This window comes from Sphingopyxis fribergensis (genome assembly GCF_000803645.1).
Lineage (GTDB): Bacteria > Pseudomonadota > Alphaproteobacteria > Sphingomonadales > Sphingomonadaceae > Sphingopyxis > Sphingopyxis fribergensis.
Genome location: NZ_CP009122.1, coordinates 1,664,316 through 1,682,637, shown reverse-complemented (window position 1 = coordinate 1,682,637; position 18,322 = coordinate 1,664,316). Strand labels below are relative to the sequence as shown.

At 62.4% G+C, this 18,322-nt stretch carries 14 protein-coding genes; 4 read left to right on the top strand and 10 right to left on the bottom strand.

Annotated elements, in window-relative coordinates:
- The first annotated feature begins 6 nt into the window (after positions 1-6).
- Together SKP52_RS07895 and SKP52_RS26920 are read left to right on the top strand one after the other, a co-directional pair.
- A complete protein-coding gene (locus tag SKP52_RS07895) occupies positions 7-792 on the top strand; it encodes a 3-hydroxybutyrate dehydrogenase (RefSeq protein WP_039573649.1) in 786 nt (261 codons plus the stop codon).
- Positions 793-938: 146 nt separating this feature from the next.
- Positions 939-1,187 carry a hypothetical protein gene (locus SKP52_RS26920; RefSeq protein ID WP_039573646.1) on the top strand — a complete coding sequence of 83 codons (249 nt, stop codon included), beginning with the start codon at positions 939-941 and terminating at the stop codon, positions 1,185-1,187.
- 50 nt (positions 1,188-1,237) lie between these two features.
- On the opposite strand, the gene SKP52_RS07885 is transcribed toward SKP52_RS26920, so the two are convergent.
- The 7 genes from SKP52_RS07885 to SKP52_RS07855 all read right to left on the bottom strand — a co-directional run bounded on the left by SKP52_RS07885 (position 1,238) and on the right by SKP52_RS07855 (position 7,997).
- Positions 1,238-3,376: a PAS domain-containing sensor histidine kinase gene (locus SKP52_RS07885; protein WP_228383863.1), complete on the bottom strand. Its 2,139-nt coding sequence runs from the start codon at positions 3,374-3,376 to the stop codon at positions 1,238-1,240.
- 67 nt (positions 3,377-3,443) lie between these two features.
- Positions 3,444-3,824 (bottom strand): response regulator transcription factor, encoded by a 381-nt coding sequence (locus SKP52_RS07880; protein WP_039573643.1) that lies wholly within the window; start codon positions 3,822-3,824, stop codon positions 3,444-3,446.
- An 83-nt stretch (positions 3,825-3,907) separates the two neighbouring features.
- The gene (locus SKP52_RS07875) at positions 3,908-4,558 is read right to left on the bottom strand and encodes a response regulator transcription factor (protein ID WP_039573640.1); all 651 of its coding nucleotides are present in this window, start codon (positions 4,556-4,558) and stop codon (positions 3,908-3,910) included.
- Positions 4,555-5,097, bottom strand: coding sequence for an RrF2 family transcriptional regulator (locus SKP52_RS07870; protein ID WP_039573637.1), 543 nt, complete (start codon positions 5,095-5,097; stop codon positions 4,555-4,557). Before SKP52_RS07870 ends, SKP52_RS07875 begins: the two co-directional genes overlap by 4 nt.
- Before the next feature lie 105 nt (positions 5,098-5,202).
- Positions 5,203-5,814 (bottom strand): outer membrane protein, encoded by a 612-nt coding sequence (locus SKP52_RS07865; protein WP_039573634.1) that lies wholly within the window; start codon positions 5,812-5,814, stop codon positions 5,203-5,205.
- 154 nt (positions 5,815-5,968) lie between these two features.
- On the bottom strand, positions 5,969-7,261 hold the full coding sequence (locus SKP52_RS07860) for a cytochrome b (RefSeq protein WP_039573631.1): 1,293 nt from the start codon (positions 7,259-7,261) through the stop codon (positions 5,969-5,971).
- A gap of 112 nt (positions 7,262-7,373) precedes the next feature.
- Positions 7,374-7,997, bottom strand: a complete 624-nt coding sequence (locus tag SKP52_RS07855) for a TMEM175 family protein (RefSeq protein WP_228383862.1) — start codon at positions 7,995-7,997, stop codon at positions 7,374-7,376.
- 135 nt (positions 7,998-8,132) lie between these two features.
- On the opposite strand from SKP52_RS07855, the gene SKP52_RS26015 reads away from it, so the two are divergent.
- Together SKP52_RS26015 and SKP52_RS07845 are read left to right on the top strand one after the other, a co-directional pair.
- On the top strand, positions 8,133-8,414 hold the full coding sequence (locus SKP52_RS26015; protein ID WP_148309057.1) for a hypothetical protein: 282 nt from the start codon (positions 8,133-8,135) through the stop codon (positions 8,412-8,414).
- A gap of 629 nt (positions 8,415-9,043) precedes the next feature.
- Positions 9,044-10,009: an SDR family oxidoreductase gene (locus SKP52_RS07845; protein WP_052207962.1), complete on the top strand. Its 966-nt coding sequence runs from the start codon at positions 9,044-9,046 to the stop codon at positions 10,007-10,009.
- 167 nt (positions 10,010-10,176) lie between these two features.
- Here the strand turns inward: SKP52_RS07845 and SKP52_RS07840 are convergent, their stop codons facing one another.
- From SKP52_RS07840 to SKP52_RS07830, 3 genes are all read right to left on the bottom strand, one after another.
- Positions 10,177-11,106: an MBL fold metallo-hydrolase gene (locus tag SKP52_RS07840; protein WP_039573623.1), complete on the bottom strand. Its 930-nt coding sequence runs from the start codon at positions 11,104-11,106 to the stop codon at positions 10,177-10,179.
- A gap of 198 nt (positions 11,107-11,304) precedes the next feature.
- Positions 11,305-12,510 (bottom strand): TIGR03032 family protein, encoded by a 1,206-nt coding sequence (locus SKP52_RS07835; protein WP_228383861.1) that lies wholly within the window; start codon positions 12,508-12,510, stop codon positions 11,305-11,307.
- A 58-nt stretch (positions 12,511-12,568) separates the two neighbouring features.
- Positions 12,569-18,262: an autotransporter outer membrane beta-barrel domain-containing protein gene (locus SKP52_RS07830; RefSeq protein ID WP_052207960.1), complete on the bottom strand. Its 5,694-nt coding sequence runs from the start codon at positions 18,260-18,262 to the stop codon at positions 12,569-12,571.
- Positions 18,263-18,322: the final 60 nt, after the last annotated feature.

The window sequence follows — 18,322 nt, the reverse complement described above, 5'->3', positions numbered from 1 at the left end:
AATGAGATGACCCTGAAGGGCAAGACAGCAGTAATCACCGGATCGACGAGCGGCATAGGGCTGGCCTATGCGCGCACCCTCGCTGCGGCAGGCGCCAACATCATATTGAACGGCCTCGGCGACGCCGACGCGATCGAAGCCGAGCGGGCCTCGCTTGCGGCGAAGCATGGCGTAACGGTCCTGTATCTCGAAGCCGACATGACACGGCCCGAAGAGATTGCGGCGATGATCGCGGAAGCGGAAGCTAGCTTCGACGGGGTGGATATCCTCATCAACAATGCCGGCGTCCAGTTCGTCTCCCCCATCGAGGAATTCCCGGTGGAGAAATGGGATCAGATCATCGCGATCAACCTGTCGTCCGCATTTCATGCAATCCGCGCCGTCGCACCCGGCATGAAACGGCGCAAATGGGGCCGGATCATCTCGACCGCGTCCGCGCATTCGATGACCGCATCGCCGTTCAAGAGCGCCTATGTCGCCGCCAAGCACGGGCTGGCCGGCCTCACCAAGACCGTCGCGCTCGAACTCGCGACATCTGGCATCACCGCAAACTGCATCAGTCCGGGCTATGTGTGGACGCCGCTCGTGGAAAAGCAGATACCCGATACGATGAAAGCGCGCGCGATGACGCGCGACGAAGTGGTGAACAATGTCCTCCTGGCGGCCCAGCCAACCAAGGCCTTCGTCCAGCCCGACGATGTCGCAGCGATGGCGCTTTTCCTCTGCTCGGACGCAGCGGCGCAGGTCACTGGCGCCAACCTGTCCATCGACGGCGGCTGGACCGCCGAGTGACGTCCCGCCGGATCGCACGAGACGGCCAATCCGAACTTTCGGTCGAGCTGATTGTCCAGGCGACCCTTCGTTGGTGCGGTGCGCGGCGGCTGGCATTGCCAGCTGCCCCGCCGCTCCATCGCCTTTTCGCTCCGCTTGGCCTTTTGATGATGGCCGCCAGTTTCGACAGCTTGATGGTGCTGGTTGAACATGCTGCGGGACGCCCGCTTGTCGCGGGCCTCGCGGGCGATCCGTCATGCGATCAGCAAGCGATCTGTGCGCTGATCGTAACCGGCCGGCTGGCCGCTGCCGATGAGTGGCTAGAGTTTGCCGCATCGGGCTGTACGCTGGCTCCCGCCATTCGTTGCGCAGCCCTGTCGGTCAGACTGGCCGCCGACGTTCCGGCGCGCATCTGACCCGTCGGCCAGCAGCCTGGGTGGCAGGGTTACTATCCCCTGCCGCGCCCTCAAGCATTGAGCGAACCGACCGGCAAGGTGAAAGCAAGCCGGGCACCGGTCGGTTGCGCCGCCTCCGCCCAAAGCCTCCCGCCATGCGATTCGATGATCGACCGGCAGATGGCGAGCCCCATGCCCATGCCTTGCGGCTTGGTCGTGAAAAACGCTTCAAACATGCGATCTGGATCGAGGACGCCGACGCCGCTGTCGGTGACTTCAACGCGCAACATTTCATCGCCGTCGGTGCGCGCGGTTACGAGGAGACGCTTGTCGGCGAGCATTCCGTCCATCGCTTCTATTCCGTTGCGCAGAAGATTCACCAGAACCTGTTGGATCTGGATAGGGTCGATCGCCACGCACGGCAGGCCGGGCGGCACCTGTACATCAAGCTGAACGTTACACCGGGCCGCCTGTTCAGCTATGACTCCGCAAACCTCCGCCACTAAAGCGTCGATCGCGATGCCTATCCGTGGCTCGGAAGATTGGCTGAACAGCGATCGGATATGGCTTACGATGTCGGCCGCCGACTGCGCACTCTGTGTGATCCGATCGACGATCATCTGCGCCCGCGCGACATTCGGCGGATCCGCAACTAGCCAGCGCGCGCAGGCCTGCGCGTTGGTCATGATAGCCGCCAGCGGTTGGTTGACCTCATGCGCGATCGAAGCGGACAGTTCGGCCAGGCTCGCGGCCTGCGCTGCGCGCGACAGCTTTTCCTGGGTACGGAGCAGTTCTTCCTGCGCGCGGACCTGATCTTCGATATCGAGGCAGACGCCGTTCCATTGGACAATGGCTCCGTCTGCACCGCGCATCGCCGCAATACGCGTTTCGACCCAGCGGTAAACTCCGTCGAAGCGCCGCTGGCGATGCGTGAGGCTATAGGGGGCGCCGGTCCGCAGCGAATGGGCGAAACGCTGGTTCACCTTCTCGATATCGTCGGGGTGGATGACCGTGCGGAGCACGCTCTGGAGCCGTGACGTCCCGGCGACGTCCCTGTCCATCACGTCGAAGCCAAAGAATTCGCGAAGCTGACGGCTGAAATATACCGGCTCACCCTCGGGCGTCATGCTCCAGATGAGCGCGGGCGCGGTCTCGATCAATTCGCGTAATGACCGCTCGCTTTCGCGCAGCGCATCCTCGGTCTTGCGGAACAGGTCGATATCGAAGCCGGTGCCGAACCAACCGGTAATCGCTCCCTCGGCGTCGTGTGTCGGCCGAATGGCAAAGCGATGCCAGATATATTCGCCTGTCGTCCGCAATACGCGATATTCATAATTGTACGGATCGCCGGATCGCAGGCATCGCCGAAGCTCGCTCGCGGCGCCAGGATAGTCGTCCGGATGTACGCCGCGTTTCCATCCGAAATCGCCGCCCTCGACAAAGGCCCCTCCTCCCAAGGGCATGTTGAGATCATCCAGCGTCATCGAAATCGACGTCTGTGCAACCGGCGTTGCATAAGTGAATTGTCCGCCCGCATCGAAGGCGAACGCCGCACCATAAAAGCTCTCGAGAATTCTGGCGGCGTGAACCGCATCAATTGTTTTTCCGAAGGATTCCGCCATCGTCCAGGGCTCGTGCGGATCGTGGACCATGGGATCGGGACGAATGTTGCCGGCGTTCGACGGTTCCGCAATAAATGCGGCTCTGCGCCATTCGCCTTCCGCTGTGCGCGCCCGGTAGCTCACGATCTGGGGTACACCGCTCCAGAAAGCACGCGCCCTTGCCTGCTCCACCGCCGGAGCATCGTCCGGATGCATATCTTTCGGCAGCCGGCCGTTCTGAGCGGGGTCTGCGATCGGCTCGATCCGGGCTGGCTCAGTGCCGCCAAGGATAGCGCCGATGCACAGCGCGGTGAAAAACAGTCCAATCCAAGACAGCCGAGATTCGGAGGCGGGCGCACCGGCGAGCAGCAGTGCGATCATGGCCAAGACCAGCAATAACGCCAGAGCCGCCAAAAGAACGGATCGCCTGCGGCGGCGCACGAATATCAGGAGTGCGCTGAATGGCGCGAACAGACCGATAGGTTCGCCTAGCAAAGCGGCAAGAAAGCCCCCGCACGCGGAGATTAGCACGACAATGGCACGGCGGTCCGAAACCGCCTGAACCAATTTGCTCCGTGTTCCGGTAGCGAGGCTGTGGCGCCCGATCACGGCGGCGGTATCGGCGTCAGGACATTGCCCGCGAAAAAAGGGAGCCATCCGTTAAAGCAACCCACTGTCATGGGGCGTCGTCCGTACCGATCGCGGATCCAAGCACTCGGAGCAAGCGATGATCGGTAACCGGCTTCATCAGCCAATCGAAGGTGCCGAGCGCGAGCGCGCGGTCGCGCATCCTCGCGTCGCGAACCGACGTCAATACGACGACGGGTAGGGTCGAGCCTGCGGAATGCAGCCGCTCGATCAATTCGAGCCCGTTCATTCCCGGCATGCGGATGTCGGTGACCAAACAGGCGAAACGCCGATGTGGCAGGTCGGAAAGAAAGGCCAAGGCACCATCATAGGCGACGCAGTCGAGACCCGACACCGTCAATAGATCGGACAGAGCTTCACGAATTGCCGCATCATCGTCCACGATCGCGATAACGGGTTCTTGGGGCACGCCACTCGTCCTCTTTCATGCGGCCTTGCGGACCGATGACATATTCTCGCGCGGCTTGTCCTCCATTATAACCATACCAAAGATTAGGCTGCGGCGATTTCCCGTAACTCCAAGGGAAGTTTTTCCCATGCGCGGATAAGTTCACCTACCGACGCGACCTGCATTTTCTTCATCACGTTGGACCGATGCAACTTCACGGTGATCTCGCTGATACCCAGGTCGTAGGCGATTTGCTTATTGAGTCGTCCCATCGCCACTTCGCGCATGACCTGGCTTTCGCGCGGGGTCAGCGTTGCAAAGCGCTCGACTTGCTGCTGAACGACGCTGGCGCTCGCGCGCTCGGCAATGTCACGTTCGATGCCTGCGGTCACGGCGTCGAGCAAGGTCTGATCGCGCACTGGCTTGGTCAGAAAGTCGACCGCGCCCGCCTTCATCGCCTGGACCGTCATGGGGATATCGCCATGGCCGGTGAGGAAAACGATCGGCTTCGCTATCCCCGCGCTGGCGAGATACTGTTGAAGGTCAAGGCCACTCGAACCGGGCATGCGCACGTCCAGGACCAGGCACCCGGCACGATCGAGAAGTTGCGAGTCCATCAGTTCTCGCGTCGAACCGTAACAGGCGGCTTCGATTCCGACCGACAGCATCAGTTCGCAAATCGCGGTGCGGACCTCTTCGTCGTCGTCAACCACAAGAACGAGCGGCGGTTTCTCTTCGACAAGCATATTGATCATCGCGCGAGTGCTTTCGGTTGAGCGAGGAGACCCTTTCGCCGCGCCGCTAGTCGTTGATCGAACCAGGCTTTGGCTTCGCTGCCGAATTCGGGCGGCGCCTTCGCTTGGAGCCGGTTCGAAATATCCGCGAGCGTTTCACTCGCGAGCGCGTCGCGCATCGCTTTTTCGGCCTTGAGCATCACGGCGTGGATCGAACAGACGCCGCGACTGGCCCAGTCCGGTGGCTTGCCGTCAAACAGCGCGCAGCGGCCGCGAATTTCCTGACATTCAAAAAGCGGCTTGCGGCCTTCAATCGCATCGACCAGCGCCAGAACGCTAATCGCCTCTGGCCGGCGAGCGAGGAGATAACCACCCTTCACGCCACCGGCTGCGCGGACGATGCCCGCCTTTTCGAGTTTTGCGAAGATTTTGGACACGAATGTCGGCGAGATGCCTTCGAACGATGCGATATCCCGCGCGCTGCGCGGCTGATGATCCGCGTCAATAAGCGCGAGCAGGCCATGGATGCCATATTCGACGCTGGCGGTAAGATGAGCCATAACATGGACTATATCACTCCACATTTGATGGCGCAAGAAGCCCCCGACGCCGGCACAGCCGGCGTCGGGGGCGCTGCCCGCCTGCGCACGAGGCGCAGGATATGGTCAGAAGTGATAGGCAACGCCGGCGAGCACCTGATGGCGCTCGAACTTCGTGCCGCTACCGCCGAGATCGCTGTAACGATATTCGATGCGTCCCGAGATGCGGTCGGTGACTGCCCGTTCGACACCGCCGCCGATCGTCCAGCCGTCGAAATTATCCTTGCCGCTGCGCGGTCCTTCAAGGTCAAGGACGCGCACCGATGCGCGGATATTTTCGTATCCACCGCGCGCGTAGACGAGCGTATTGGGGGTCACGAGATAGCCCGCGCGAACACCAAGGTCGAAACCATATTCCGGATTGATGCTGCCCATCGCGTCCTTCTGGGACCGGGTAACGCCGTCATCGAAACCGAAATTGACGGCGCCTTCCGCCGAAACGACAATGCCGTTCGCGGGCTGGATATTGTAGCCGGCGAATATGCCTGCCGTCGCGGCGTCGCGTGATCGATCGACCTGCGCAGTGCCGATGTCGGATTCGACCGTCCCAAGCTTGTTCTGGTTCCAGCCCGCCTGAGCGCCGACATAGGGACCTTCGAAGGTCTGCGCAGCTGCCGGATTGGCGGCCGCAAGGCTTGCGACCAGGGCGAAGGATATGGGGAGAAGATAAGGCTTCATTCTTTTGTCTTTCTTGATGTTCTAATGGTCAAATGGCCGCGGCTTTCGCTCCCGCCGCTCCCGAATTCGGCGAGCGGCATTCGAGCGCGGGTCGCGCCGGGTTTTCACACCGCGCCAACGCGGTAGAAGCGGTCGCCATCCATACGGCCGTCCGTCATTTCCGGCGCTGCGCATCGACCGCGTCGGGGCTGGCGTCCGGAACGCAGAGCACCGATGCGGTGATCGAAGTCGGCAGCGGCAGCGGCTTTTCGATTCTGGCGATAATCGGCAGTATGATCAGGAAATGCGCGAAATAGTAGATGGCGGCGATCTGCGAGATCACGATATAGGGCTGCTCTGCCGGCGCCCCGCCGCAATAGCCGAGCACGAAAACGCAGGGCACTAGTCCGAACCAGAAAAATTTCCGGAACAGAGGGCGATAGGTGCCGGAACGCACCGGCGAAGTGTCGAGCCACGGCAGGAAGAACAGCAGAAAGATCGAGGTGAACATTGCGAGCACGCCGAGCAGCTTCGCCGGGAGGATGAAGTCGACAGTGAAGGCACGCAGGATCGCGTAGAAGGGCCAGAAATACCATTCGGGCACGATATGCGCGGGGGTCGAAAGCGGGTTCGCCGGAACATAATTATCGGGATGACCGAGCGCGTTTGGAAAGAAGAGAACGAGCGCGGCAAACAGGGTGAGCACCACTGCGACGCTGAAGCCGTCCTTCGCGGTGTAGAAGGGGTGGAAGGGCACCGTGTCCTGCGGCCCTTTCACATCGACCCCGATCGGGTTGTTCGATCCTGGGATATGGATCGCCCAGATATGCAGCACGACCACCGCCGCGATCACGAAAGGCAGCAGATAGTGCAGCGCGAAGAAGCGGTTCAACGTGGCATTGTCGGGCGCATAACCGCCGAGCAGCCAGGTCCGGATCGGCTCACCGACAAGCGGAATGGCGCTGAACAGCCCGGTGATGACCTTGGCACCCCAAAAGCTCATCTGGCCCCATGGCAGCACATAGCCCATGAAGGCCGTTGCCATCAGCAAGAGCAGGATGACCAGTCCCATCAGCCACGCCATTTCGCGCGGCGCCTTGTACGACCCGTAATAAAGTCCGCGGAACATGTGGATATAGACCGATGTGAAGAACAGCGACGCCCCGTTCATATGGACATAGCGGATCAGCCAACCCGCGTTGACGTCGCGCATGATATGCTCGACCGAGTTGAACGCGATGCCGCTGTTCGCGGCATAATGCATCGCCAGAACCAGCCCGGTGACGATCTGAATCACCAGCGCCATTCCGTTCAGTACGCCGAAATTCCAAAAGAAATTCAGGTTCCGCGGCACCGGATATCCGCCGCCGGTCGCGTTATAGACGAAGCGTGGAAGCGGCAGCTTCTGGTCGAGCCACTGCATGAGCGGATGCGTGGGTTCATAGGGTTTCGCCCAGGGAAAGCTCATCGACGGGTCCAATATCTGCGCCAAAATTAGTGCTGAAAATAGCAGCGCGTGAAGCGCGCGGCAGACGCAAGATCGACCGATACGACTGTACCAATTGGCGGCGACCAAGTCGTCAGTCGCTCAATATCCGTTCCATCCGGCGGTCGGGGATGAACCACAAAAGAATGACGGCCAGATAGATCGCCAGGGCGAGGCCAGGATGTACAAGGGCGAGACCGGCCGCGAGCGCGTAGGATGCCACGCTGACACGGCCCTTGATATCGCGGCCGACCGCGCGCGCGATCGCCGCGTTGGCGGGATGCGAGGCGATGATCGCGCGCACGAGAAGCTCATAGCCTATCGACGCCATGCCGAGGACAAGGCCATATCCCGCCACCGCGAGCGCGGCAAAGTCGCTCTCGTCGAGCCAGCGGATCGTATAGGGAATAAGGCTGAGCCAAAAGAGATGGAAGAGATTGGCCCATAGCACCCGCCCATCGATGCGCCCGGTGGCTTGCAGCAGGTGATGGTGGTTGTTCCAGAAAAGCCCGACGTTCACGAAACTGAGCGCATAGACGAGGAGCAGCGGCATGCTCGCTGCAACGCCGGCCCATCCGTCGCCGGTCGGAACGCGCAATTCGATCACCATCACCGTGATCACGATCGCAACCACTCCGTCGGTTAACGCCTCCATCCGCGAAGACGGCATGCCGCGATGTCCGATATCGCCGCCAATTTCGGGATCTCTATCGGTCACGCTGGACGCTCACGCTGTCGATGGACGCTCTCGCCTCGACGAGTATGATATGGGCCGCAAAACTGAAGGCCCGGCGGCAATGATGAAGCCTCATCGGCCATGGTTCCTGTGAAGGGGGCCGCTGGAACGCTTGGGATGAAGAAGCGCTCCAGCGGCCGGTCGACACCAAGGCAACCGGGTCAGCAGCGCCGGTGCCGAAGGGGGGATTCAGGCCCAGGCGGCGCCCACTTCGAGCGGATGCACCACGCGCAGACTGATCTGCACCTTGAAGTTGATCGCGGCGACCGCAACCGTCAGATGCGCGATTTCCTTGTCATTGAAGCGCGCCTTGAGCAGTTCGCAATCGGCGTGGGGGCGGCTTCGAAAATATTCATGCGAGCGGGCATTCGCGTATCCTTCATTCGGCTTGGTAAATGAAAAGCCTCGCCATGCTGGCCGACCGATGATGGAGCGCAGCCCGTGGCCGTTGCATCAGGCTAGCGCAATGCCGGGGTGGGCCGCAGTCCCGAGAGCGGGTCAAACCGATGTACCATGCCCTCCCGCCGCCCGAAGATTGGTATAATGCACGCCGCACTTTTCGGTTCTATCCGTCTCTTTGCACCCTGCCCTAAAGCCGCCGGCGGCCGGTGACGCCAGGCAGGCGCGATCGGCGCTGTACGGCGATCGCCCAGGAGAGCGGGGCGTTCCGGTCACCCACGCCATGATCATGGGTGACTTGGGGAGCCGTGTTAATCGGACATAACAGGGATGGTGAACGCAGGGGTTTTTCCGATTTCACCTTGCGGCCAACGAATTGGCAGACGAGCATCCGACCTGTCCGGCTCCTCCTTTTCTGGCTCAAATGTTCGCAAGGGTCGAAAACGCTCCAGGTCTGTCCGAAAACGCAGTGGCAACGATCATTTTCCCCGCGCGAACCTTGGCATCATTAGGACAGTATAGCCGAACCGACATATTTCAGACCTATGGGCGCGGCGCCCGCAGGATAAACGCGGCTCCGCCGCCGAGACGATCCCCGGCCACCCCGCCCGCCCTCAGGAGAACGCCGCATGAATGACAAGACCCCTGCCACCCCCCAGCTCGAAGGTCGCAGCCCGATAGCGACCAATATCCCCGAACTATCGGGGAAAAGAGCGCTCATCACCGGCGCAACAGGAGGGTTGGGTTTTGAAATGGCAAAGTCGCTGGCTGCCGCTGGGGCCTTGGTCATCCTGACCGGGCGCGATGCGACCAAAGGAGCCGATGCGGTCGGTCGCATCGCGGCAGCGGTGCCGGACGCCCGGCTTGACTACCGAAGCGTCGATCTCGCATCGCTGGCGTCGATCAGACAATTCGGCGAGGCTGTCCGGATCGAGGGGCTGCCGGTCGATATATTGATCAATAATGCCGGGGTGATGGCGCCGCCGACGCGGCGCGAGACGGAAGATGGCTTCGAGCTTCAGTTCGGCACCAATCACCTTGGCCATTTCGCGCTGACCGGCAATTTGCTGCCACTGCTTCGCGCGGCGCCAAATCCAAGGGTGGTGTCGATCTCCTCCGGAATCGCCTCCTTCGGCAAGATCGATTTTGAGGATCTTCAGTCGATGCACAACTATAACCCAAACCGGGCTTACGCTCAGTCCAAGCTGGCAAACCTGTTGTTTGCGCAAGAACTGCAGCGTCTCAGCCACTGTCATGGCTGGAATATCGCCGCGCTTGCGGCGCATCCCGGTCACGCCCGGACCGACCTCATCGCCAATGGCGTAGGGCGACCAAAGGGAATGCAAGCGGTGCTGATCGCCGTGCTGCAACGCCTTGCCTCGCATGATGCGGCGGCCGGCGCCCTCTCGGGCCTGATGGCAGCGGCTTCGCCGGAGGCAAAGGCGCTCGACTATTTCGCGCCGACCGGCTTCCTGCGTCAGAAAGGCCCGCCGGGCCTTTCTGCCTGGCCTAAAAATGCGAAGGACGAAGATGTTGCGGAGCGGCTCTGGCGTGTCTCCCAAGAGCTGACCGGCGAGCGGTTCCGGTATCGCTGACCAACAGCCTAACGCCGAGCGCGCCGGAGCGGTAGCCCGATTGCCACCACGGATCATGCCAAAACGGCGGCGACCAATCTCTCGATGGTCGCCGCCGTATGTCCGGCGGGGAAAGCGCGCAATCGCGCTCGCCCCGCCCAAAGGTGGTCGATCAAGCCGATCTGAGGTCAGTAATCCCATACTGCCGGGACGCAGCGAAAGGCATCGCCGTCGACCGCGACATGGAAGATGGACGGGAAAGGAAGATGCGTCGCGACGAACGCTTCGCGCTTCGCCGCGAAATCGCGCATCAGCTTCACGCGCACGCGGGCTGCTTCCTCGGGGTCGTGTTCAAAGCCGTTATACCAGCCCGGCTGTTCGAACGAGACCTGGAAAATGGCGTCGCCGACAAAAGTGAGCCGCTCGGCGCCCGCCCCGACGCGGACCACGCTGTGGCCCGGGGTATGGCCGCCCGTGAGTTCGACGACCACGCCAGGTGCCACTTCATGCTGCTGGTCGAACGTATGTACCTGGCTACCGTAAAGCTCCATGAAGCGGGTGGCGGTACGGCGGAGGGCGTCGGGGAAGCCCTCAGGCATGGCGGTACGGGAGAAATCGGGATCTTCCCAGAACTTGACCTCGGTCGCCGAGACATGAACGCGCAGGTCGGGGCGCATTTTTTCCTTGATGCCGTCGACGACGAGACCGCCGATATGGTCCATGTGCATGTGGGTCAGCACCACGTCGGTCACCGACCCAAGCTCGATCCCGGCGGCCGCGAGGCGCTGGATCAGGCGACCGGCCTTCCCCAGCTCCAGGTTCGGATCGAACCCCAGTCCGGCGTCGACAAGGATGGTCTGCTCGCCGCTGCGCACTACGAGGACGTTGAGCGGCCACTCGGCGATCTCGCGGGGCAGGAACTGACCGTCCAACCAGGCTCCGAGGACCTCCGGCTCGACATTGTGCGCCAATACTTGTGCAGGGATCGGCAGCACGCCATCGCTGATCACCAATACTTCGATGTCGCCGACCTGCAGCGCGTAACGCGACGGGACGAGCTCATCGAGGCGAGATTTGTCGGCAGTCAAGGTCGTGTTCTGTGTCATGTCGGTCTCCATTTGCTCGACTTGCGTGAAGACCTTTGATGGCGCGTTTACCGGGCTGTCGATATCGTGCGAGCGGACAGGTTGGGTCTCCTGAGCGGCAGCCGTACCTGTACTTAGAGATAGGTTGGGTTCGCCTCAAAGATTTGGCGGTCGGCGTCGACCTCGCAGAGATCGACCCTTGTGCTTTCCAAAGCTATGAATCCAGGAAGTTTATACCACCGCCGATCGCCGATCCAAGCGAGCTTCCGTGCCGCCGTTTGCACCTTCCACCAGCGACAGAAGATGCGTTTGCTCGAAACTGACCGTATTGTGCATCTCTGCCGCCGCCGGTCCGACCGACATGGGGCACACAACGCCCGGCATCGCCGTCACGTCGAACATTTCGGTAATATGACCTTCGAGGCGGATCCACTCGACGATGTCGCCGCTTGTAAGATTGACGATGAGCACACCGCACCATGGCTCGGCATCGCGCGCCTTGAGCTCGCCATCGAGCAGCAGACCGGCGAAGCTGCCGTTTCGGGGCTTGGACACCGTCACAATCGCATGACCGTCGACGATCGACATGCCGCGCAGGAAGCCCGGACAGAAAGCGACGTCGGCCTTTTCGCCGGTAGCCGGGTCAATCCGCACAATCCGCCCGCGTCCGCTGTCGAGCACATAGACATGATCGCCGACGACCCGCGGCGAGTGCGGCATCGACAATTGATCGGTGACGATGCGGTCGGTCTGCACGTCGATCAATACCCCGCCCTCGTGCCGCCGCTCGCGCCAGCCCGCGATGACGTCCGACCGGCTGACCGCGGTCACATAGCGCGGCGCGCCATCCTGCATCGCCAGCCCGTTGAGGTGGCATCGATCCTCGGGCGCGAGCTTCGAAATGAAGGCCGGCTTCCAGATCGGTTTGAAACTGTGCGTCAGGTCCAGCGTCGCGAGGCAGCTATATTTTGTGTTCACGAAGACAACGCGGCCCTCGCCGTCGATCGCAACTTCGTGGATGTCGACATCGCCCGTCGTTTGCGCGTTGCGCGGCACCAGGACCACGTCGAACGCCTGATTGCCGACCTCGCCCGGACGCAGGATATTTTCCAGCCGCCAGAGCTGGAACAGCGAGCCGAGATACAGCCGTCCCGGTCGCCAGCAAACGCCCATCGCGCGGCTGAAGCTTTGCTGGTTGAACGACACCGTCCCGTTGGGGTGCAAACCGACAAGGAAAAGCTGGCCGGTCTGATAGCTCGTAAACGCCAGGCTCGTCCGCCGGGCGGCCAGCCAACCGCTGAGGCCGCGCGACACGGCGATATTGGTCTTGCCCGGCTCGGCTTCGGGCGCCGCGCCCGGCGCATAGGCCTTGCCGGTCGATACGGCTTCGATCGTATCGGAAGAGGACGTGTCGGGGGTTTCGGTCTCGCTCATCATGCTCGCTCATGCAGGCAAGGCCCGGCATGAAACCGGGCCTTGCAAAGGTTGGACTGGATCAGAATTTGAAGCGGATGCCGACGCGGCCGCCGCCGCCCGTGGCCCCCTTGCCGACGGTCGCATCCCCCTCGATAAAGCCGCTTACCGGCCCCTTCGACAGGATGTTCACCCCGATTGCCGCTTCGCCATAATCGCCGATCTGCGGCGTCACGATCGATTGGCTGACGCCACCGCTCGAGAAGAGCAGGCCCGCCTTTCCATCGAATGCGTGGACATAATTGCCGCGTGCATAAAGCACCGCCTGTGTCCCTTCGCTTTTGCCGATCGCGGCACCAAGTCGTGCCCCGATCTTCCCCGTGAACGCGCTATTGTCGTCGAACTCGATCCGGTGGCTGAACGCCTCGATCGAATCGATCGAGCTCGTCTGCCAGGCGAGCGTCGCAACGGGTTCGACGAAGAATTTCTCCGACCCAAGCCGCATCCCGACTTCGCCCTGCACGCCATAAGCATCGCCGCCGACCTTGTCCGACCAGCGCTCGGTGCCGACGCCGCCGCGCGCGCCGATCCAGTAATGGCTATATTGCGCGAGCAGGTTCGCAAAGACATGTTTGCCGCGATAGCTGCCATAACCCGCAAGGTTGAGTGCATCGAAGTCGGCGCGCTCGTCGCCGCCCTTGAACCGTTGCTTCGAGCTGAGATAACCGCCCGTAACGCCAAAGATCGCAGCGCTGTCTTCGCCCTCGCTGCCGCCAAGATCGTAACCCGCCTGCGCACCGAAAAAGTCCTGGCGATAATCCAGCGGCGCACCGTCGATCGCGCCGTCGCGATCGACCACACCGCCGAACATCTGGCCCCACAGCCGGTTGCCGTTGCCATTGGCATCGCGCAGTTCGGCCATGTGCGTACTCCACGCCTGCGCCGATTTGTCCCAGATGGCCTGCGCCGCTTCGTTGAGTTTGGCGAGGCGATAGGCTGAGCTGCCGACCTGCGTGCCGAGGCTGTAGGTGCCAGTAACCGCGTCATAGCGCATATCATACTGGATGAAGCCCATGTCGGCCTTGTCGAGCTTGAAGGCATCGGCCGCCGACCCGGCGCCGACCTTGATGATCGCGACCGGCCCGGCGAACAGAGTGGCCTTGCCCGGAAGCGTCGCGACAACCACGCTGGTCGCCCCCGTCGCCGCGCCCTCGACAACCAGTTGGTCGGCGCTTGCGCCGCCGACATCGACGGCCAGCGTCGAGGCATCCGATCCCACGAAGTCGCCGGTCAGCACCAGCCGGTCGCCGGCAATGCCGTTACGCATGTCGATCGTCCCGCTGTTCTCGAACCGCTCGAGGCCGGCGAAGGTGACGCTCGTACCCGCAGCGGCGGCACGCGCGGCCGTCGTGACACCCGCGCTGCCGATCCGGACCACGCCGCTATTCTCGAAACGGTCCTCGCCGCCGCCGAAGATGCTGTCCTTCGTCGCCTCGAACACGCCCGAATTGATCATGACGTCTTCGCCGGCGGTGAGGCGCAAATTGCCCTCCAGCACGCCGCTGTTGTTGATCAGGCTGCCCGCGCCCGGAACCGGCTCCCAGTCCCCGGCATATTGGTCGGTCACGAAGATCGTGTAGCGATCGCCGACGTTGCGTATCGTCCCCGCATTGTTGACCACGACCCCAGAATCGGAGCCGAGGATGATCGCATTGCCCGGACCGGTATAGGGGTCGTCGGCGGGGTTCCGCTTGCCGCCGCCGATCACCGAAGCGCCTTTCGCGACGTTGAGGACGGCTTGGCCGGTGCCGGCGCCCATCTCCACCGCCACATGATCGCGGGCAACGATATCGCCAGTCACCGTCAGCGTCGAACCGCCGCCGCTGATCAGGATTACGCCGCGGCCGCCCGATGTTATGTCGCCCGCCTCGACGTCAATCGAATCGAGAGCAATCGCGGAAATACCGATGCCTTTTCCGTCGACCGAAATCGAGTCGGCGCGAATATGCACATCACCCGCGTAATTCAGGCCGATAATGCCAATCGTCGAATCACCTGTCACGGTCACGGTGGCAGCATCGATATCGACCTTGGGAGCGTCGGGTCCGCCGCCGCCGCGACTGCGCGGAATCACACCGAGGATGCCGGCGGCATAGTCGCCCGCCGCGCTGACACTTCCAGTGGAGACGACCTGGACGCCGCCGCCGAGATAGGATCCCAGCGCACGGATCGCCGATGTCCCGGCGCCCGTCACCGTCACCGATCCGCTATTGGTCACAGTGGTGAAACCCTCGCCGCGTCCGAGCGCATAAAGGCCATGGCCGAACTCGCCACGCGTCTCGACGCTGCCCTGGTTGTCGACCGTGATATTGCCATTGCCGAAAGCAAGGATGCCATAGGAATTGGCGCCCTCGGTTGTGACATCGCCCGTGGTGGTGACGGAAATGTCCCCCGTCTGGCTGAAGGCACGCACGCCGGAGGAGAAGTCGCCTTGCGTCGCGATGTCGCCCGCCTCGACGACGACGTCGCCGATCAGGGTCGACGCATAAATGCCCGTAGCAAGATTGCCTTCGGTCGACACCTTGCCCGCGCTGACCTTGATGTCTCCATAGAAGGAGAAGGCTTCGATCCCGCTCGCGCCCTCACCCTTCGTGCTGATCGTCTCCGCGGCCACCGTCAGGTCGCCAAGGCCGTATGCAAAGACGCCGCGCGACGCGAGACCCTCCGTTGAGACGGTCCCGACACCGATATCGATCGCGATGTCCTCGCCGTTGGCGATCGCCGTCACGCCCGACGAATAGTCGCCGCTGGTCGTGATCGAACCCGCGCGGATCGTGGTCGCCGCCTCGCCAGTCTTCGGCGCACCGCCGGCATAGGTATAAATGCCCGCCGCGCCTTCGCCGCTGGTCTTGATCGTGCCAATGTCGACGCCGATGTCGCCATATTCGCTGATCGCCACGACGCCAGCCGACTGCTTGCCGGCCGTCTCGACGCTACCCGCCTTCACCGAGATGCTGCCGGCCGGGGCGGAAGCATAGATGCCGAGTGAATAATCGCCGCCCGTTTTCACGCTGCCGACGTCGATATCGATGTCGGCGCGCCGCGCGCTATTGATCGCGACCACGCCGTGCGAGGCAAAGCCCTCGGTCGAAACGCTGTCGGCGGTGACGCTGATGTCGCGCGGGACTTGGCCATTGTCGTTCACGAAATTGCTGTTGGCGTAAATGCCGGTCGAATAGTCGCCCTTGGTGCTGACATTCCCCGCCTTGACGATGACTGACGCGCCGACCGCCTTGATGCCGCCAGCATCGGAATCGGGCGTGAGTCCCTTCCCTGCCGTCGTGACGTCGCCCGCGATAATAGTCGTGGTGCCACCAGAATAAGCGGTGATACCGCGGCCCGCGTCGCCGCTCGTCGTCACCGCACCGGCTTCGACCGTCGCATCGCCCATATAGCTCCACGCAAAAATGCCATCGGCGCCATAACCGCTCGTCTTCACGCTCCCGGCCTTGATGTCGACCGAACCGCCGTAAGCCACCGCGCGAATCCCGCTAGACGCGGCCCCGGATGTCGTGATGCTCCCCGCGCTAATCTTTATGTCGCCCGCGACCCCGCCGAAGTTGGTGTTCGCGTAAATGCCATCGGCGTGGTCGCCCTGCGTTTCGATCGTGCCTGCGTCGATGACGATGTCGCCAAGGCCCGACGCCCTGATGCCGGTCGATCGGGCGCCTGTCGTCGTCACATTCTTCGCAGCGATGGTGATTGCACCATAAGCCAGCGCGTCGATGCCCGGGGCGTCGTCACCGCTCGTTGCAACAGTGCCGACATCGATGTTCAGGTCGCCGCCGAAAATATTGCCATATGCGTCGATGCCGGAGATCGCGGCGGCGGTTACGCCGGACGAATAATTGCCCGACGTCACGATATTGCCGGCCTTGATGTCGGCGTTCGCGCCCAGCGCGAGCAGGTTGATCCCTGCCGAATTCTCGCCCTGCGTCGTGATCGATCCCGCGTCGATAGCGGCATGATGCGCCTGCCCGTCATAGCTTGCGCTCTGCAATATGATCCCTGACGAGCTATTGCCGAACGTCTCGATCGATCCGGTGCGGATATCGACGTCGCCCGATCGCATCCCGACGTTTACGCCGTGGCTCGCTTCGCCCTTCGTGATGATCGTGGCCGCATCGAGCATCAGCGAACCCGTGTCGATATCGGCCTGAAAGCCGGAGGCATGATATCCGTCGGTCTTCAGGCTTCCGGTAATCGTAAAGCTCTGATCGGTGTAAAAGCCGTTTGCCAGAATAGCGGGAGAATTGCGGCTGCTGGTTTCCACCGATCCGATCGTGGCATCGACCGAACCATGATTGGTGCCGATGCGGATGCCGATCGTATCGCGGCCATATTGGGCCTCGCCCTTGGTAATGACGCTATCGACGTTGAGGGAGAGATTGCCCCACCCCGTTGCGATCGCCACGCCGCGCGAACGGTCGCCCTCGACGACGACCTCGCCAAGGTCGATCGTCAAATTCCCGCCCGACAATATCGCAACGCCGCTCGAATTGACACCATGCGTCGTCACCTTGTCGGCGGTCAGCGTGATGTCCTGCCCTTCATTATACGGCCAATAGGGACCGCCGACATAGATGCCCGTCGACGAATTGCCGTGCGTTTCGACGCTGCCGAGATCGATCGTCGTCGGCTTGGTGGCGTCGTAGTTCAGCACGTTGACGCCGTTGGAAAAATCGCCGCGAGTCGCCACGCTGTCGCCCGACACCTTGATCGCGCCATAAAAGCTGACCGCGCCGAGGCCGGCTGAGCCGGCGCCGGTCGTTTCGACGGAACCGGCGTGGAGCGAGACGTCGCCAAAGCCGCCGGCATAGGCGCCCCAGCTATTGTCCCCGGACGTCTTGATATTGCCGACGTCGACCGACGTCTTGCCCATGGTAAAATTGGTCGCGATCACGCCGTCCGAAGCATAGCCATGCGTCTCGACATGGTCCGCCCGGATGGTCAGGTCGGCGGGGTCCGACAGGATCGGCAGGCCGGTTTCCTCGTCAAAGGCGGGCGGCTGGCCGACCTGCCCGTTCACGCCGACCGAATGATCGCCGGTCGTCAGCACATCGCCGACATCGATGGTCACATTGCCGTTCGACATCGCGTGAATGCCGGTCGCATAATAGCCCGACGTTTGCACCGCGGCGGCCGTCACGTCGACCGGGCCGCTATAGCCCGTTGCGTGAATGCCGAACGATCCGCCCCCTTCGGTGATGACCGTGCCCGCCTTCACGCTCACGGCGCCATTGGCCGACCCCGCCACGATCCCGTTTGCGCTGTCACCCGATGTATGCACATCGCCGATGTTGAGCGTCGCATTGCCGTCGACCGCGATCGCGACGGCGCCGATTGCACCCGTCCCTTTTGTCGTGACCGCGGCGCCTCCAGCATCGATCGTGACCGAGCCCCCCGAAAAATTGGTGAGCGTGACACCGTGCTGATAATCATCCTCGGTGACGATCGCAGTCCCGTCATCGATGCGGATGGTCAGATCCTGCGGCTCCGCGACGGCGTCGTCCGATACAGGCGCGCGTGCCGCCCCCTGGTGAAGCGGTGCTTGCAGCGTCGAGATATCGGGCGCGGCTTGCGCCTCGGCGGGCGCCGCGGTCAGCAGCAGCGCGGCGGCGCCGGCAAGGCATGTCCCCAGACCCAGTCGCGTGCGGCGATTGCGCGCGCGATAATGATGATGCGATGCGATCCCGAGGCTCGAAAACTGCTGCACGCCAAACTCCCTGTCATCTGGTTCAGGGGCTCGCCGTCCATTTTCCGTTTCCGATGAAAC

Bases quoted from the DNA above. Each gene is read 5' to 3' on its own strand.
- SKP52_RS07895 (WP_039573649.1), top strand. From the start codon at position 7: ATGACCCTGAAGGGCAAGACAGCAGTAATCACCGGATCGACGAGCGGC.
- SKP52_RS26920 (WP_039573646.1), top strand. From the start codon at position 939: ATGATGGCCGCCAGTTTCGACAGCTTGATGGTGCTGGTTGAACATGCT.
- SKP52_RS07875 (WP_039573640.1), bottom strand. From the start codon at position 4,558: ATGATCAATATGCTTGTCGAAGAGAAACCGCCGCTCGTTCTTGTGGTT.
- SKP52_RS07870 (WP_039573637.1), bottom strand. From the start codon at position 5,097: ATGGCTCATCTTACCGCCAGCGTCGAATATGGCATCCATGGCCTGCTC.
- SKP52_RS07865 (WP_039573634.1), bottom strand. From the start codon at position 5,814: ATGAAGCCTTATCTTCTCCCCATATCCTTCGCCCTGGTCGCAAGCCTT.
- SKP52_RS07860 (WP_039573631.1), bottom strand. From the start codon at position 7,261: ATGAGCTTTCCCTGGGCGAAACCCTATGAACCCACGCATCCGCTCATG.
- SKP52_RS26015 (WP_148309057.1), top strand. From the start codon at position 8,133: ATGAAGAAGCGCTCCAGCGGCCGGTCGACACCAAGGCAACCGGGTCAG.
- SKP52_RS07845 (WP_052207962.1), top strand. From the start codon at position 9,044: ATGAATGACAAGACCCCTGCCACCCCCCAGCTCGAAGGTCGCAGCCCG.
- SKP52_RS07840 (WP_039573623.1), bottom strand. From the start codon at position 11,106: ATGGAGACCGACATGACACAGAACACGACCTTGACTGCCGACAAATCT.
- SKP52_RS07835 (WP_228383861.1), bottom strand. From the start codon at position 12,510: ATGATGAGCGAGACCGAAACCCCCGACACGTCCTCTTCCGATACGATC.